Source organism: Amnibacterium sp. CER49 (assembly GCF_029846255.1).
Taxonomy (GTDB): domain Bacteria; phylum Actinomycetota; class Actinomycetes; order Actinomycetales; family Microbacteriaceae; genus Amnibacterium.
The window spans coordinates 701,103-715,215 of sequence record NZ_JARVWQ010000002.1; the positions used below are offsets into that span (position 1 = coordinate 701,103).

Genomic DNA, 14,113 nt, shown 5'->3' on the forward strand with positions numbered 1-14,113 from the left:
CGATGGTCGGCGTCGACACGGCCCCGCGACGAGCGGGCCTCGGCAGCCTCGGTGCGGTGCTCGTGCCGAGCGCCCTGTCCGCGCGCCTGCCGGACCACCCGGACGCCGCCAGGGCCTTCCGCTCCGCGCGCCATCGGTTCCTCGCCGGCGAGCGCATCGACATGGGCGCGCTGGCGGCCGAGCTCGGCGTCGATCGCACCTCCCTCTTCCGCTGGGTCGGCAACCGCGACGCCCTCCTCGCCGAGGTGCTGTGGTCCCTCGCCGTGCCCACGTTCGACGCGACCGAGGGCGCCGTCGACGCGACCGGCGCCGACCGGGTCGAGCAGGTGCTCATCCGCGTCGTCAGCGACCTCATCGCCGCGGACTACTTCCGCGACTGGATCACCCGCGAGCCCGGGCGGGCGCTGCGCATCCTCACCACGCGGTCGAGCCCGGTGCAGCGACGGTTCATCGCGGTCACCGAGCGGCTGCTCCACGAGGAGCTCGACGCCGGCCGCATGGCGACGCCGCTGCCCGTCCACGACCTCGCCTACGTGCTCGTGCGCGTCGTCGAGTCCTTCACCTACGCCGACGTCATCGCCGGCGAGCCTCCGAGCGCCGAGCGGGCGGCCGCGGCGCTCGCGCTCGTCCTCGCACCGACGCGGGAGGCGGCGGCATGAGCGACGCGACCGAGACGCTCGAGCGCTACCGCTGGACGCGGCCGTTCCCCACGCGCTGGCACGACATCGACGTCTTCGGTCACGTGAACAACACGATCTACTACGCGAGTGGCCGCTCGGGCGGAGGCGATTTCTCGCCTCCGCGCGGCCAGCTCGCCGAGGGCCGTCTCGGCGCTCGCTCGACGCGCAGCCATGCCTTGCCACCGGAGACCGCGCGCAGGTCCGATCACGGTCTCGCTCTCCGTCCGATCCTCGCCGGGCGCCTCCCTGCGCCGCACCAGTCGGCTCGCCTGACCCTGACGAGACATGCTCACGCGTACCCCGGGGCCGGGTCGGCCCCGGGCGAGCTGAGCGCGCGGAGGCCAGAGACGGCCTCCGCTTCACGCGCTCACTCGCATATCGAGCGAGAGCTCGCCCTCCCCGAACCCGAGAAGGACCTCACGTGAACGACGACGTTCTCCGCAGCTCCGGCAACGCCACCCTCTCGGTGGCCTCGATCCTCGCGGACGCCGCGTGGCGGTACCCCGACGCCACCGCCGTCATCTGGGCGGGCCAGACCGGTCCCGAGTCCCGCGTCACGTACGGCGACCTGTGGACGCAGACGAAGGCGATCGCGGGGGTGCTCCGCGACCGCGGCATCGGCCCCGGCGACCGCGTGGCGATGCTGGTGCCGAACGTGCCGATGTTCCCGAGGGTCTACTACGCGGTGCTGTCGCTCGGCGCCGTCGTCGTGCCGATCCACCTGCTGTTCAAGAACGAGGAGGTGCAGCACGTCCTCCGAGACAGCGGCGCGAAGCTCGCGGTCATCGCCGCGCCCTCGCTCGGGGAGGCGCTGCCCGCGGCCGCCGCGACCGGCGTCGACGCGATCTCGGTGCTGCTGCCGGAGGCCACCCGCGACCTCGTGCCGATCCCCCGCCTCGAGGACCTCGTCGCGTCCGGGGAGTCGGCGCCGATCGAGCGGCACGTCGCCACGAACCCGCTCGCCCCCGCGACCCTGCTCTACACGTCCGGCACGACCGGCACACCCAAGGGCGCGGTCGCGAGCCACCTCGCCATCGTCGAGAACGTGAACGTGTCGCTGCTCGACTCGTTCGACATGCACCACGACGACGTGGTCTTCGGCGGCCTGCCGCTGTTCCACACGTTCGGCCAGACCTGCGTGCTCAACACCGCGTTCCGCCGCGGCGCGACCATCGTGCTGCTGCCGAAGTTCGAGCCGGTCGCGGCGCTGAACGCGATGGTCGAGCACCGCGTGGACATCTTCACCGCGGTGCCGACGATGTACGTCGCGCTGCTCCAGGCGGCGGCCGCGGGTGCGCCGACCCCGCAGCTGCGCTACGCGATCTCGGGCGGCGCCCCGCTGCCGCTCGCCGTGCTCGAGGCGTTCGAGGAGACGTTCGGCGCCTCGGTGCACGAGGGCTACGGCCTCACCGAGACCTCACCGGTCGTGTCGTTCAACCGCGTCGGCGAGGAGATCCACCCGGGCACGATCGGCCGGCGCATCTGGGGGGTCGATGTCGAGATCGCCGACGCGGACCGCGAGGACGCGATCGTCGTGCTCCCCCGGGGCGAGATCGGCGAGCTCGTGGTGCGCGGCCACAACCTCTTCACCGGGTACCTCGGCAAGCCGGACGCGACCGCGGCCGTCGTGGTCGACGGCTGGTTCCGCACCGGCGACCTCGCGACGATGGACGAGGACGACCTCATCACGATCGTCGACCGCAAGAAGGACATGATCCTGCGCAACGGCTACAACGTGTACCCGACGGAGGTCGAGAACGTGCTCGTGCGGCACGAGGCGGTGCAGACCGCAGCCGTGTTCGGGGTGCCGCACGAGGTGCACGGACAGGAGATCGCCGCGGCCGTGGTGCTGAAGCAGGGCGCGCAGGCCACCGAGCAGGAGATCATCGACTTCGTCAAGGAGCGGATCGCCGCCTACAAGTTCCCGCGCGTCGTGCACTTCGTGCCGGAGCTGCCGCTCGGGCCGTCCGGCAAGGTGCTGAAGCGCGAGCTCACCCGCGAGTTCTCGCCGCAGTCCTGAGCGCGGAGTCAGGCGGGCATCGGGAGCGAGCCGCCGCCGTCGATCACGAGGGTGCGGCCCGTCACCCACGCGGCGTCGTCCGACAGCAGGAACGCGACGGGCCCGGCGACGTCCTCGGGCTCCCCGAGCCTGCCGAGCGGGTACGCCCGCGCCACCTCCGCCTCGCGGCCCTCGTAGAGCGGCCGGGCGAACGCCGTCCGAACGACCGCCGGCGCGACCGCGTTCACCCGGATGCGCGGGGCGAGCTCGACCGCCAGCTGCTGCGTCAGCGAGATGAGCGCCGCCTTCGTCACCCCGTAGAACGCGATGCGGGGGCTCGCACCGACCCCGGCGATGGAGGCGACGTTCACGATCGCGCCGCCGCGCTCCCCCATGCCGCGCGCCACCGCCTCGCGGGCCCAGCCGAACGCGCCGAGCACGTTCACCTCGAACATCTTCCGCACCGCGCCCTCCTCGATCTCGAGGGCCGGCCCGTAGGCGGGGTTGATCCCGGTGTTGTTCACGAGCAGGTCGACCGGGCCGAACGCCGCCTCGGCGAGCCCGAAGGCGGCGGCCCGCGCCTCGGGGTCGTCCGCGCGACCCGGCGCGAACCGGACCCGGTCGGGCCCGCCGAGCCGCTCCGCCGCCTCGGCGAGCGCGGGCTCCTTGCGCGCGGTGATCACGACCCGCGCGCCCTCCGCGACGAGCCGTGCGGCGATCGCGCGCCCGATGCCGCGGCTCGCCCCGGTGACGATCGCCGTCCGTCCCTCGAAGCGCTCCACGTCGGCGAGCGTAGCGATCGGCGCCGTCCCGCCTCCGCCGCGCATCGGCTGCGGAAACCCTCCGACTTCCCCGCTGGAGTTGCACGGGTCCCGCTCGGAGGGATGCCCTGGGAGCACCGGCTCCGACGGCGGAGCGCGGCCGAGCCGAGGGGACAGCCATGAAAGAACTCCGGATCCTGAAGCCGATCGCGAAGCTCGAGGACATCGCCGCGCTCGACCCGATCGTGGACGTGGCGAAGTCGATCGTGCTCGCGGTCGTGAAGCCCCGTGCGCTCGAGGACGTCCTCCACGGCGTGCCGTTCGGCCACCCGATCCATCCGCTGCTCGTGCTCTTCCCGACGGGGGCATGGGCCTCTGTCGCGGTGCTCGACCTCGTCCCGGGCGCCGAGCGTGCCGCGCGGCTGCTCACCGGGTTCGGCGTCCTCACGGCGGTGCCGACGGCGCTCACGGGTGAGACCGACTGGGCTCGGCTCCACATCCAGCAGCAGCGGGTCGGCATCGTCCACGCCGCACTGAACGTGACGGGCGTCGCGCTCTACTCGGGCTCCTGGTTCGCGCGGCGCGCCGGCAACCAGGGCTTCGGCAAGCTGCTCGCCTTCGCGGGGCTCGGCGCGATCAGCGCCGGCGGCTACCTCGGGGGCCACCTCAGCTACCGGCAGGCCTCCGGGGCGAACCACACGGAGGACGTGCCGCACCGCTTCCCGTCCGGCTGGCAGCCGCTCGGCGCGCTCGAGGACCTGCCCGAGCGGCAGCTCGCCGAGCGCACCGTGGAGGGGCAGCCGCTGCTCGTGTTCCGGCGCGGCCGCCGCGTCGACGTGCTCTCGAACGTCTGCTCGCACCTCTCCGGGCCGCTGCACGAGGGCACCCTCGGCCAGGACCAGGCGGCGGGTCCCTGCGTCGAGTGCCCCTGGCACGGCAGCGTCTTCTCGATCGAGAACGGCGAGGTGCTGCAGGGCCCCGCGACGAGCCCGCAGCCGGTGTTCCGAGCGCGGGTCACGGGCGACGTCGTCGAGGTGCTCCTGCCGAACGCGGGCTGAAGACTGCCCTATCGAAGGATTCCTTGCAAAGGATCCTTGCATCCGTTAGCGTCCCGGCATGGCCGAGGACGAGCACCACCCGCTGACCGACCCCGGTGTCCGCGCCACCGACCCGGCGGCGTTGCAGGCGCTCGTCCACCCGCTGCGGCTGCAGCTGCTCGGACAGCTGCGGCGGCACGGGCCGGCCACGGCCACCCGGCTCGCGGAGGTGCTGCACGTCTCGTCGGCCCTCGCGAGCTACCACCTCCGGCAGCTGCACGCGGGCGGCTTCGTCGAGGACGCCGACGAGGAGGTGCCTGCTGAGCAGCGCCGCGGCGGCCGGGAGCGCTGGTGGCGGGCGGCGGCGCGATCCACCCTCGTCGAGCCGACGCGGGCGGGCGACGCCGCGGACGCCATCGTGCGCGACTACCTCGCGGTGGTCCTCGAGGCCTGCTTCGCCAACGCGCGCACCTGGCTCGACGTCGAGCCGGAGTGGCCCGTCGCGTGGCAGGAGCTCGACGACTTCAGCGACGTGCAGCTCGCCCTCACGCCCGACGAGGCGCGGCGGCTCGACCGGGAGATCAGCGGGGTGCTCGGCCGCTACCGCCGGCACGACCCCGCGGTGCCGCTGCCCGAGGGCGGCGCGATCGTCAGCGTCCAGTACCAGCTCTTCCCCGAGGCGCGGCAGACGCCTCCCGCTGATGCGTGAGCGCGCGGGGCTGCCTGCGCTGCTCGGCGCGGCCGTCGTCTCGACCGCGGGCACCCGGGTGTCGCAGATCGCGGTGCCGTGGCTCGTGCTCACGTCGACGCACGACGCGGTGCTGACGGGGCTCGTCGGCACCGCCGAGATCACGCCCTACGTCGTGCTGCAGGCGCTCGGCGCCCCGGTCGTCGACCGGCTCGGCGCCCGGCGGGTGGCGCTCGCCGGGAACCTCGTCGCGGGCGCCGCGATGGGCCTGATCCCCCTGCTGCACGCCATGGCCGCCCTGCCCGTGCCGCTGCTGCTCGGCCTCGTGCTCGTGGCCGGCGCGGCGAGAGGGCCGGCCGACGCGGCGACGCAGGTGCTGATCCCGGCGACCGCGCGTCGGTCCGGCACCCCGCTCGAGCGCGCGACCGGCCTCGTCGACGGCGCCGAACGCCTCGCCGGGGTGCTCGGCGCGGCGCTCGCCGGTGCACTCATCGCGGTGCTCGGCGCCGCGCCGGTCGTGACCATCGACGCCGTCAGCTTCGGTGTCGGCGCCCTGCTCCTGCTCGCCGTGCCCCGGGTGGACGCGGTCGCCGGAGGTGCCGGGGTCCGCGGGTACCTGCGGGACGTCGGCGAGGGCCTGCGCTTCGTCGCCGCGCACCCGCTCACGCGCTCGGTCGCGGGGATGGTGCTCTTCACGAACTTCGCCGACGCCGCGGTCGGCGGCCTGCTGCTGCTCGTCTGGGCGCGCGCCACCGGCGTGGGGACCCCGGGGCTCGGGATCGTGTCCGCGGTCTTCGGCATCGGCGCGGTCGCCGGCGCCACCGCCTTCGCGGCGATCGGCGCCCGTCTACCGCGCCGGCGCACGTTCGCCGTCGCGTTCCTCGTCGCCGGCGCCCCGCGCCTGCTCGCCCTCGCGCTGCCGCTGCCGTTCTGGACGGTCCTCGTCGTCTGGGGCGTGGGCGGCCTCTTCGCCGGCGCGCTGAACCCGCTGCTGGCGACGGCGCAGTACAGCGCGATCCCCGAGCACCTGCTCGCCCGCGCCCTCGCCGCCGTGAACGCCGTCGCCTGGGCCGGGATCCCGCTCGGGGCCCTGGTCGCGGGCCTGGTCGTCGAGCGGGTCGGGCTCGTGCCGACGCTCACCGGCTTCGCGCTGCTCTACCTCGTCGTGACGCTCGACCCGTTCGTCCGCCGCAGCTGGCGGGCGATGGACCGCGAGCCGGCGCCGGCGCCCGCCTGACCACCGCCCTGCTCCGGATCCGTGCCGCTCCGCCCCGCGCGCAGCGGCACGGATCCGGAGCAGCCCGAGCGGCTCGCGCTGGCGGCGGTCCCGACTGCGCCTGTCAGGTCCGGGCGCGGCGGTCCCGACTGTGCCTGTCAGGTCCGGGCGCGGCGCTCCCGGACGCGCATGTTGAGCACGATCGGGGTGCCCTCGAGGCCGTAGAGCTCGCGCAGGCGGCGCTGCACGAACCGGCGGTAGCCGGGGTCGAGGAAGCCGGTCGTGAAGAGCACGAACGTCGGCGGCCGCGTGGCCGCCTGCGTGCCGAACAGGATGCGCGGCTGCTTGCCGCCGCGCACCGGGTGCGGGTGCGCGGCGGTGAGCTCGGCGAGGAAGGCGTTGAACTTGCCGGTCGGGATGCGGGTGTCCCAGCTGTCGAGCGCGAGCTCGAGCGCGGGCACGAGCTTCTCGAGGTGGCGCCCGGTGCGGGCCGAGATGTTCACCCGCGGCGCCCAGGAGACGTGCGCGAGGTCCTGCTCGATCTCGCGCTCGAGGTAGCGGCGGCGCTCGTCGTCGAGCAGGTCCCACTTGTTGTAGGCGAGCACGAGCGCGCGGCCCGACTCGAGCACGAGGTCGATGATCCGCACGTCCTGCTCGCTGATCGGCTGCGTCACGTCGAGCAGCACGACGGCGACCTCGGCGCGCTCGAGCGCGGCCTGGGTGCGCAGCGAGGCGTAGAAGTCCGCGCCCTGCGAGAGATGCGTGCGGCGGCGGATGCCGGCGGTGTCGACGAACCGCCACACGCGGCCGGCGAGCTCGATCTGCTCGTCGACCGGGTCGCGGGTGGTGCCCGCGAGCTCGGCGACGACGACGCGCTCCTCGCCGGCGGCCTTGTTCAGCAGGCTCGACTTGCCGACGTTCGGCCGGCCGAGCAGCGCGACGCGACGCGGTCCGCCCGCCTCGGGACGGGCGACCGCCGACTCGAGCGGCAGCACCTTCAGCGAGTGGTCGAGCAGGTCGGCGACACCGCGGCCGTGCAGCGCGGACACCGGCCACGGCTCCCCGAGGCCGAGGCTCCACAGCTCGGCGACGAGCGGCTCGAGGCGCGCGTCGTCGACCTTGTTCGCGACGAGGAGCACGGGCTTGCCGCTGCTGCGGAGCATCCGGACGACCCGCTCGTCGGTGCTCGTCGCGCCGACGGTCGCGTCGACGACGAACAGCACGGCGTCGGCGAGGTCGACGGCGATCTCGGCCTGCGCGGCGACCGCCGCGTCGAGTCCGGCCGCGTCGGGCTCCCAGCCGCCCGTGTCGACGAGCGTGAAGTCGCGACCCTCCCACTCGGCGCGGTAGGTCACGCGGTCGCGGGTGACGCCGGGGGTGTCCTCGACGACCGCGGCGCGGCGGCCGAGGATTCGGTTGACGAGCGCCGACTTGCCCACGTTGGGGCGTCCGACGATCGCGAGCACGGGCAGCGCCGGACCGGGGCCGGCCTGCGCGTCCTCGAGGTCGCCCTCGGTGAGGAGGACGCGGTCCTCGTCGTCGAGCTCGTAGTCGTCGAGGCCGGCGCGCAGGGTCGTCGCCCGGCGCTCGGCCGCCTCGTCGTCGAGGTCCGCGAGGCGGTCCTCGAGGTCGTCGTCGCCGTCGTAGCGCTCGTCCGTCATCGGGCCGTGGCCCCTTCCCGCACGAGGCCGACGAGGGCGTCGACCGTGCCGTCGAAGTCGAGTTCTGTGGAGTCGAGGGTCGCGACGCCGTCGGCCGCCTCGAGGAAGTCGACGACGCGGGAGTCCTTCGCGTCGCGCTCCGCGATGGCGCGGGCGACGTCCTGCCGCCGCTCCCCCGGCAGCTCCCGCGCCCGGCGCGCGGCGCGCACCTCGGGGTCGGCGGTGAGCAGCACGCGCACGTCGGCGTCGGGGGCGACGACCGTCGTGATGTCGCGACCCTCCACGACGACTCCGGGCTCCGCGGCCGCGAGGCGGGCGCGGAAGCCCTCGTTGAGCCGCTGCCGCACCGCCTGCACGCGGGCGATGCCGCTCACGGCGCCGGTCACGCGCGACTCGCGGATCTCCCCGGTGACGTCGATCCCGTCGACCCGCACCCAGCGCTCGTCCGGGTCGATGGCGGTGTCGACGTCGATCGCGCTGAGGACGCGCTCCACGGCAGCGGGGTCGTCCGGGTCCTCGCCGCGGTCGAGCACCGCCCAGGCCAGGGCCCGGTACGCGGCACCGGTGTCGAGGAAGCCGTAGCCGAGCCGGCGCGCGGCCGCCCGGCTCACGCTCGACTTGCCGCTGCCCGCCGGTCCGTCCACCGCCACGATCACGCCCATTCCGCCACCCGCCATCCGCGCTGCTTGAGGTCCGCCACGAGCTCGCTCGCCGCTTCGGGCGCGACCTGCAGCTCGACGACGCCGAGCGGGGCCCCCGGCGAGTGCTCCAGCCGGAGGTCCTCGAGGTTCACGCCGAGCTCGCCGATCTCGGTGAGCAGGCGCGCGAGCTGTCCCGGGGTGTCGTCGATGAGCACCGTGAGGGAGGCGAGCTTCAGGTCGGTGCCGTGCTTGCCGGGGATGCGCGCGACGCCCGCGTTGCCGGCGGCGAGCAGGTCGGCGAGCGCGCGCGGCGCGCCCGGCGCGGACGGCGCCTCGAGTGCCGTGAGCACCGCGTCGAGGTCGTCGCGGAGGTCCTCGAGCACGGGCGCGATGCGCTCGGCGTTCGCGGTGAGGATCTGCACCCAGAGCGCGGGATCGCTCGCGGCGATCCGCGTCGTGTCGCGGAGCCCCTGCCCGGCGAGGTCGGTCGCGTGCGCGGGCGCGTCGACGAGCCGGGCCGCGAGCAGGCTCGCGACGAGCTGCGGCGCGTGCGAGACCACCGCGACCGCGTCGTCGTGCCGGTCAGCGGGCAGGCGGACGGGCGTCGCGCCGAGGTCGAGGGCGAGCGCCTCGAGGCGTGCGGCCTGCTCGTCGGTGCTGCGGCCGTGCGGGGTGATCACCCACGGACGCCCCAGGAACAGGTCGGCGCGGGCGGCGATGGGCCCGCTGCGCTCGCGTCCCGCCATCGGGTGGGAGCCGAGGTAGCGCTCGACCGGTGCGCCGGCGGCCGCCAGCTCGGCGAGCGGGCCGGCCTTCACGCTCGCGACGTCGGTCACGAGCGCGTCGGGGTTCCGCGCGAGCTCGGCGGCGACGACCTCGGCCGTGCGGTCCGGCGGCACGGCGACGACGACGAGCGCTGGGGCGTCGTCGGGCAGGGCACGACGGCCGGCGCCGTAGTCGACGGCGAGCGCGAGGGTCGAGGGCGAGGCGTCGTCGAGGACGACGTCGACGTCGGCGGCACGGAGGCCGAGCCCGATGCTCGTGCCGAGCAGCCCCGAACCGACGACGCGGACCTGCCCCGTGGTACGGGCGGACACGAGCGACGATCCTATCGGCAGCGCGCGTTCCGGCCGGTCAGGGCCTCGTCCGCCCCGGCTTCCGCGGAGGACGGCGCTCTCCCGGCGCCGGACGGCCGCCCTCGTGCGGCGCCTGCCGGGCGAGCGTGAGCAGCGCGCCGAGCTCGTCGCGGGTGAGGTCGCGGGTGCGTCCGACGGGCAGGTCGCCGAGCGAGAGCGGACCGAACCGGCGCCGCACGAGCTCCTCGACGGGATGCCCGACCTCGTCGAGCATGCGGCGCACGACGCGGTTGCGCCCGGAGTGCAGCGTCACCTCGAGCAGCGTCGCGCCCGGGCGGCTGCCGCCCGGCAGGATGCGGGCCCGGTCGGCCGCGATCGGGCCGTCCGCGAGCTCGACGCCCGCCGTCAGCCGGGCGAGGGTGCGCGGCTGCACCTGCCCGCGAACGAGCGCGACGTAGGTCTTCTCGACCCCGAACGACGGATGCGCGAGCACGTGGGCGAGCTCGCCGTCGTTCGTGAGCAGCAGCAGCCCGGAGGTGTCGGCGTCGAGGCGGCCGACGTTGAACAGCCGTTCCTCGTACGCGGACGTGAACCGGCGCAGGTCGGGCCGGCCCTGCTCGTCGGCGAGCGAGCTGACGACACCCGTCGGCTTGTTCAGCATGACGGTGCGGCGGCTCGGATCGACCTCGACCGCGGTGCCGTCGACGGCGACGTGGTCGACGGCCGGGTCGACGCGGGTGCCGAGCTCCGTGACGACGCGGCCGTTGACCTGCACCCGTCCCGCGACGATCAGCAGCTCCGCCGCGCGCCGCGATGCGACCCCCGCCGCGGAGAGCACCTTCTGCAGCCGCACGCCCTCGTCCTCAGCCGGCATGCGCGTGCGCCGCCTCCGCACCGGCGAGCAGCGGGGCGAGCGGGGGCAGCTCGCCGATCGAGCGGATGCCGAGCGCCTCGAGCAGCGCGCCGGTCGTGCCGTAGAGCACGGCGCCGGTCTCCTCCGACCGGCCCACCTCGGTGACGAGGCCGCGCGCGACGAGCGTCCGCAGCACCGAGTCGACCGAGACGGCGCGGATCGCCGCGACCTGGCCACGGGTGACCGGCTGCCGGTAGGCGATGACCGCGAGCGTCTCGAGCGCGGCCTGGCTCAGTCGGGCGGGCGCCTCGGCGTCGGCGAGGGCGCGGATCGTCTCGTCGTGCTCGGGCCGGGCGTAGAGCCGCCAGCCGCCCGCCACCTCGCGCAGCTCGAAGCCGCGGCGGCGGCCGCCGCCGCGGCCGTCGTAGTCGTCGCGGAGCCGCTCGACGGCCTGGCGCACGACGGCGACCGGCCGGTCGACGGCCGCGGCGAGGGACGGCAGCGGCAGGGGCTCGTCGGCGACGGCGAGGACCGCCTCGATACGGGCGTCGACCTCGGCGAGGTGCGGCCGCTGGACGGGCTGCCGATCCCCCGGGCCGTCGAGGGCAGGCGTCGCAGGCGGCTCGGGGGCGAGCAGCCCCGCGAGCAGCAGGGCGACCGGCTCCTGCGGGATCCTCCGCTCAGTCATCGTCCGCGCCTCCCAGCCGCATCAGCACCGTGTCGTCCCAGTCTGGCGCGCTCCAGCGCAGCAGGAGGGGCCCGAGGGGCTCCAGCTGCTCGAACGAGAGCGCGGCGAGCCGGTGCAGCTCGAGCACGACGAGGAAGCGGGCGACGACGACCGGCGTCTCCTCCCCCGCGACGAGCTCGGGGAACGAGACGCTGCCAGCTCGGCGCAGGGCCGCGACGACCTCCGCGGCCTGCGCGCGGAGGCTCACGGGCGCTGCGTGCAGGTGGGTGAGCGCGACCTGCGGCACCGGCCGCTCGGCGAGCGCGGCGGCGGCGAGCGCCGCGAAGGCGGCGACGTCGACGGGCAGGTCGGCGGGAGGCGGAGGCGGCCGGAACCGCTCGTCGAGCCCCCCGGGTCGTGGATGGCGAGCGGCCTCGACCGCGAGCGCGTCGGCGAACCAGGTCGTCGCCTCGCGGTACGCGCGGTACTGCAGCAGCCGGGCGAACAGCAGGTCGCGCGCCTCGAGCAGCGCGGCGCCCTCGGCGTCGACGACCTCCCCGGCGGGCAGCAGCCCCGCGATCTTCAGGTCGAGCAGCGTGGCGCCGACGACGAGGAAGCTGCTCGCCTCGTCGAGGTCCCCGTCCGTGAGCGTCCCGAGGTGCGCGAGGAACTCGTCGGTGACCTGCGACAGCGACAGCTCGGTCACCTCGAGCTCGTGTCGGCCGAGCAGGTCGAGCAGCAGGTCGAAGGGACCGTCGAAGCCGCCCACCCGGACACGGAACGCGGCGGGGACCTCCTGGTCCCCGCCGCTTCTCATACGACGTTCCTACCGCCCGGGTCGGACGACCGCGCGCCGGAGCAGCGGTTCAGACGACCGACCCCCGCGCCACCAGCTCGCAGGCCAGCTGCCGGTACGCGTGCGCCGCGCTGTGCTCCGGCGCGTACTCGAGGATCGGCTCCCGCGCGACGGAGGCGTCCGGGAACTTCACCGTGCGGCTGATCACGGTCTCGAGCACATCGCCCTGGAACGCCTCGACGACGCGGTCGAGCACCTCGCGCGAGTGGAGGGTGCGCGGGTCGTACATCGTGCCGACGATGCCGTCGAGGGCGATGTGCGGGTTCAGGCGATCGCGCACCTTGTCGATCGTGTCGACGAGCAGCGAGACGCCGCGCAGGGCGAAGTACTCGCAGGCGAGCGGGATGAGCACGCCGTGCGCGGTGGTGAGCGCGTTCACGGTGAGCAGCCCGAGGGACGGCTGGCAGTCGATGAGCACGACGTCGTAGCGGTCGACCACGTGGCGCAGCACGCGCGAGAGGGCGTGCTCGCGGGCGACCTCGTTGACGAGGTAGACCTCGGCGGCCGACAGGTCGATGTTCGCCGGGATGATGTCAAGGCCGGGGATCTGCGTCTGCTGGATGGCGAGCGACGGGTCGCGCTCGGAGCCGACGAGCAGGTCGTAGATCGTCGGCACGTCCTCGGTCTCGACCTTGAGGTTCGCGGACAGCGCGCCCTGCGGGTCGAAGTCGATGAGCAGCACGCTGCGGCCGTAGTCGGCGAGCGCGGCGCCGAGGTTGACGGTCGAGGTCGTCTTGCCGACGCCGCCCTTCTGGTTGCAGAGAGCGATGACGCGGGCGGGGCCGTGCGCGCGCAGCGCCGGCGGGGTCGGGAACTCGCGCTTCGGGCGCCCGGTGGGGCCGAGCGGCTGGTCGGTGTCGACGGCGAGCCGTACGGGCTCGAGGGTGGGTGCGTGCGTCATGTCCCGACGTCCTTGGTCTTCTTCTGGGCGGCTCGATCGGGGAACGACACTAGGAGTCCTTCGCCCCCCGTTCGGGGAGGCTCGCCGCGCGGCGCCGCGACCCGCCGCAACGGCTCTGGTAGACCCGCCCGTTCGGCTCCCTTCGCCGCCCTCCCGCGCGGTCAGCGCGCCCGGGGGTGCGAGGTCGTGTACACGTCGCGGAGCGTGTCGGCGGTGACGAGCGTGTAGAGCTGCGTCGTCGCGACGGACGCGTGCCCGAGCAGCTCCTGCACGACGCGCACGTCGGCGCCGCCCTGCAGCAGGTGGGTGGCGAAGCTGTGCCGGAACGTGTGCGGCGACACGTGCGCCGTGAGGCCCGAGCGCTCCGCCGCGGCCTGGATGACGAGCCAGGCGCCCTGCCGTGAGAGGCGGGCGCCCCGCGGACCGAGGAACAGCGCCGGCGTCGCGGCGCCGCGGGCGGCGAACACCGGCCGCACACGCGTCAGGTAGCCCTCGACGGCGGTGCGGGCGTAGCTGCCGAGCGGCACGAGCCGCTGCTTGCCGCCCTTGCCGAGCACCCGGACGAGCTCGCCGGTGCTGAGGTCGTCGACGTCGAGGCCGACCGCCTCGCTGACCCGGGTGCCGGTCGCGTAGAGCAGCTCGAGCAGCGCCTTGTCGCGGATCAGCACGGGGTCGTCACCGTCGGTCGCGGCGATGAGGCGCGCCATCTCGTCGATGGTGATCGCCTTGGGCAGCCGCATCGGCTGCTTCGGTGGCGCGGTCTCGCGGGCGACGTCCTCCCGCACCACGCCGTCCTCGGCGAGGAAGCGGTGCAGCCCGCGGACGGTCGAGAGCATCCGCGCCGCCGACGTCGCGGCCATCCCGTCGTCGCGACGGACCGCGGCGAGGAACCCCGAGACGTCCTCGTCCGTGACCTGCTCGATGTCGGTGCGCCCGAGGTCGGCGAGGTGCGCCTCGTAGCGGGCGAGGTCGCGCCGGTACGCCGCGAGCGTGTTGTCGGCGAGGCCGCGCTCGACGGCGACGTGCCGCAGGAACCGCGAGGCGGCGGTGCCGATCAGCACGGTCGTGTCAGCACCG

At 74.9% G+C, this 14,113-nt stretch carries 15 protein-coding genes; 6 read left to right on the forward strand and 9 right to left on the reverse strand.

Annotation, left to right across the window (positions count from 1 at the left end):
• Nucleotides 1-2 precede the first annotated feature (2 nt).
• From QDR37_RS13305 to QDR37_RS13315, 3 genes are read left to right on the forward strand one after another with little or no spacing between them, the layout of a single operon-like run.
• Nucleotides 3-659, forward strand: coding sequence for a QsdR family transcriptional regulator (locus tag QDR37_RS13305; protein ID WP_279714271.1), 657 nt, complete (start codon nucleotides 3-5; stop codon nucleotides 657-659).
• Nucleotides 656-1,105, forward strand: coding sequence for an acyl-ACP thioesterase domain-containing protein (locus tag QDR37_RS13310; protein WP_279714272.1), 450 nt, complete (start codon nucleotides 656-658; stop codon nucleotides 1,103-1,105). The genes QDR37_RS13305 and QDR37_RS13310 overlap by 4 nt, the downstream gene beginning before the upstream one ends.
• Entirely contained in the window at nucleotides 1,102-2,700 is a 1,599-nt protein-coding gene (locus QDR37_RS13315; RefSeq protein WP_279714273.1) for a long-chain fatty acid--CoA ligase, read from the forward strand. Before QDR37_RS13310 ends, QDR37_RS13315 begins: the two co-directional genes overlap by 4 nt.
• Nucleotides 2,701-2,708: 8 nt before the next feature.
• Here QDR37_RS13315 and QDR37_RS13320 read toward each other — a convergent pair whose 3' ends face one another.
• Nucleotides 2,709-3,461, reverse strand: a complete 753-nt coding sequence (locus QDR37_RS13320) for an SDR family oxidoreductase (protein ID WP_279714274.1) — start codon at nucleotides 3,459-3,461, stop codon at nucleotides 2,709-2,711.
• Nucleotides 3,462-3,619: 158 nt separating this feature from the next.
• Between QDR37_RS13320 and QDR37_RS13325 the strand changes: the two genes are divergently transcribed.
• The 3 genes from QDR37_RS13325 to QDR37_RS13335 are packed head-to-tail and all read left to right on the forward strand — an operon-like array spanning nucleotide 3,620 to nucleotide 6,402.
• Nucleotides 3,620-4,498 carry a Rieske 2Fe-2S domain-containing protein gene (locus QDR37_RS13325; protein WP_279714275.1) on the forward strand — a complete coding sequence of 293 codons (879 nt, stop codon included), beginning with the start codon at nucleotides 3,620-3,622 and terminating at the stop codon, nucleotides 4,496-4,498.
• Between the two features lie 58 nt (nucleotides 4,499-4,556).
• Nucleotides 4,557-5,186 (forward strand): helix-turn-helix domain-containing protein, encoded by a 630-nt coding sequence (locus QDR37_RS13330; RefSeq protein WP_279714276.1) that lies wholly within the window; start codon nucleotides 4,557-4,559, stop codon nucleotides 5,184-5,186.
• Nucleotides 5,179-6,402, forward strand: a complete 1,224-nt coding sequence (locus tag QDR37_RS13335; RefSeq protein WP_279714277.1) for an MFS transporter — start codon at nucleotides 5,179-5,181, stop codon at nucleotides 6,400-6,402. Before QDR37_RS13330 ends, QDR37_RS13335 begins: the two co-directional genes overlap by 8 nt.
• A gap of 137 nt (nucleotides 6,403-6,539) precedes the next feature.
• Here QDR37_RS13335 and der read toward each other — a convergent pair whose 3' ends face one another.
• The 8 genes from der to xerD all read right to left on the reverse strand — a co-directional run bounded on the left by der (nucleotide 6,540) and on the right by xerD (nucleotide 14,097).
• Nucleotides 6,540-8,042: a ribosome biogenesis GTPase Der gene (gene der / locus QDR37_RS13340; RefSeq protein ID WP_279714278.1), complete on the reverse strand. Its 1,503-nt coding sequence runs from the start codon at nucleotides 8,040-8,042 to the stop codon at nucleotides 6,540-6,542.
• Nucleotides 8,039-8,719, reverse strand: a complete 681-nt coding sequence (gene cmk, locus QDR37_RS13345) for a (d)CMP kinase (protein ID WP_279714279.1) — start codon at nucleotides 8,717-8,719, stop codon at nucleotides 8,039-8,041. Before cmk ends, der begins: the two co-directional genes overlap by 4 nt.
• A complete protein-coding gene (locus QDR37_RS13350) occupies nucleotides 8,695-9,780 on the reverse strand; it encodes a prephenate dehydrogenase (protein ID WP_279714280.1) in 1,086 nt (361 codons plus the stop codon). The genes cmk and QDR37_RS13350 overlap by 25 nt, the downstream gene beginning before the upstream one ends.
• Nucleotides 9,781-9,817: 37 nt before the next feature.
• A complete protein-coding gene (locus QDR37_RS13355) occupies nucleotides 9,818-10,633 on the reverse strand; it encodes a pseudouridine synthase (protein ID WP_279714281.1) in 816 nt (271 codons plus the stop codon).
• The gene (scpB, locus tag QDR37_RS13360) at nucleotides 10,623-11,300 is read right to left on the reverse strand and encodes an SMC-Scp complex subunit ScpB (RefSeq protein WP_279714282.1); all 678 of its coding nucleotides are present in this window, start codon (nucleotides 11,298-11,300) and stop codon (nucleotides 10,623-10,625) included. The genes QDR37_RS13355 and scpB overlap by 11 nt, the downstream gene beginning before the upstream one ends.
• A complete protein-coding gene (locus tag QDR37_RS13365; protein ID WP_279714283.1) occupies nucleotides 11,293-12,096 on the reverse strand; it encodes a segregation/condensation protein A in 804 nt (267 codons plus the stop codon). Before QDR37_RS13365 ends, scpB begins: the two co-directional genes overlap by 8 nt.
• Nucleotides 12,097-12,145: 49 nt before the next feature.
• Nucleotides 12,146-13,036, reverse strand: coding sequence for a ParA family protein (locus QDR37_RS13370; protein ID WP_279714284.1), 891 nt, complete (start codon nucleotides 13,034-13,036; stop codon nucleotides 12,146-12,148).
• A gap of 161 nt (nucleotides 13,037-13,197) precedes the next feature.
• Complete coding sequence (gene xerD / locus QDR37_RS13375; protein ID WP_279714285.1) at nucleotides 13,198-14,097, reverse strand: site-specific tyrosine recombinase XerD; 900 nt, start codon at nucleotides 14,095-14,097, stop codon at nucleotides 13,198-13,200.
• Nucleotides 14,098-14,113 lie beyond the last annotated feature (16 nt).

Excerpts from the sequence above, each read along its gene's own strand:
- QDR37_RS13365 (WP_279714283.1), bottom strand. The coding sequence starts at position 12,096 with ATGAGAAGCGGCGGGGACCAGGAGGTCCCCGCCGCGTTCCGTGTCCGG.
- QDR37_RS13310 (WP_279714272.1), top strand. The coding sequence starts at position 656 with ATGAGCGACGCGACCGAGACGCTCGAGCGCTACCGCTGGACGCGGCCG.
- QDR37_RS13335 (WP_279714277.1), top strand. The coding sequence starts at position 5,179 with ATGCGTGAGCGCGCGGGGCTGCCTGCGCTGCTCGGCGCGGCCGTCGTC.
- der (WP_279714278.1), bottom strand. The coding sequence starts at position 8,042 with ATGACGGACGAGCGCTACGACGGCGACGACGACCTCGAGGACCGCCTC.
- cmk (WP_279714279.1), bottom strand. The coding sequence starts at position 8,719 with ATGGCGGGTGGCGGAATGGGCGTGATCGTGGCGGTGGACGGACCGGCG.
- scpB (WP_279714282.1), bottom strand. The coding sequence starts at position 11,300 with ATGACTGAGCGGAGGATCCCGCAGGAGCCGGTCGCCCTGCTGCTCGCG.
- QDR37_RS13330 (WP_279714276.1), top strand. The coding sequence starts at position 4,557 with ATGGCCGAGGACGAGCACCACCCGCTGACCGACCCCGGTGTCCGCGCC.
- QDR37_RS13325 (WP_279714275.1), top strand. The coding sequence starts at position 3,620 with ATGAAAGAACTCCGGATCCTGAAGCCGATCGCGAAGCTCGAGGACATC.
- QDR37_RS13305 (WP_279714271.1), top strand. The coding sequence starts at position 3 with ATGGTCGGCGTCGACACGGCCCCGCGACGAGCGGGCCTCGGCAGCCTC.
- QDR37_RS13355 (WP_279714281.1), bottom strand. The coding sequence starts at position 10,633 with ATGCCGGCTGAGGACGAGGGCGTGCGGCTGCAGAAGGTGCTCTCCGCG.
- QDR37_RS13370 (WP_279714284.1), bottom strand. The coding sequence starts at position 13,036 with ATGACGCACGCACCCACCCTCGAGCCCGTACGGCTCGCCGTCGACACC.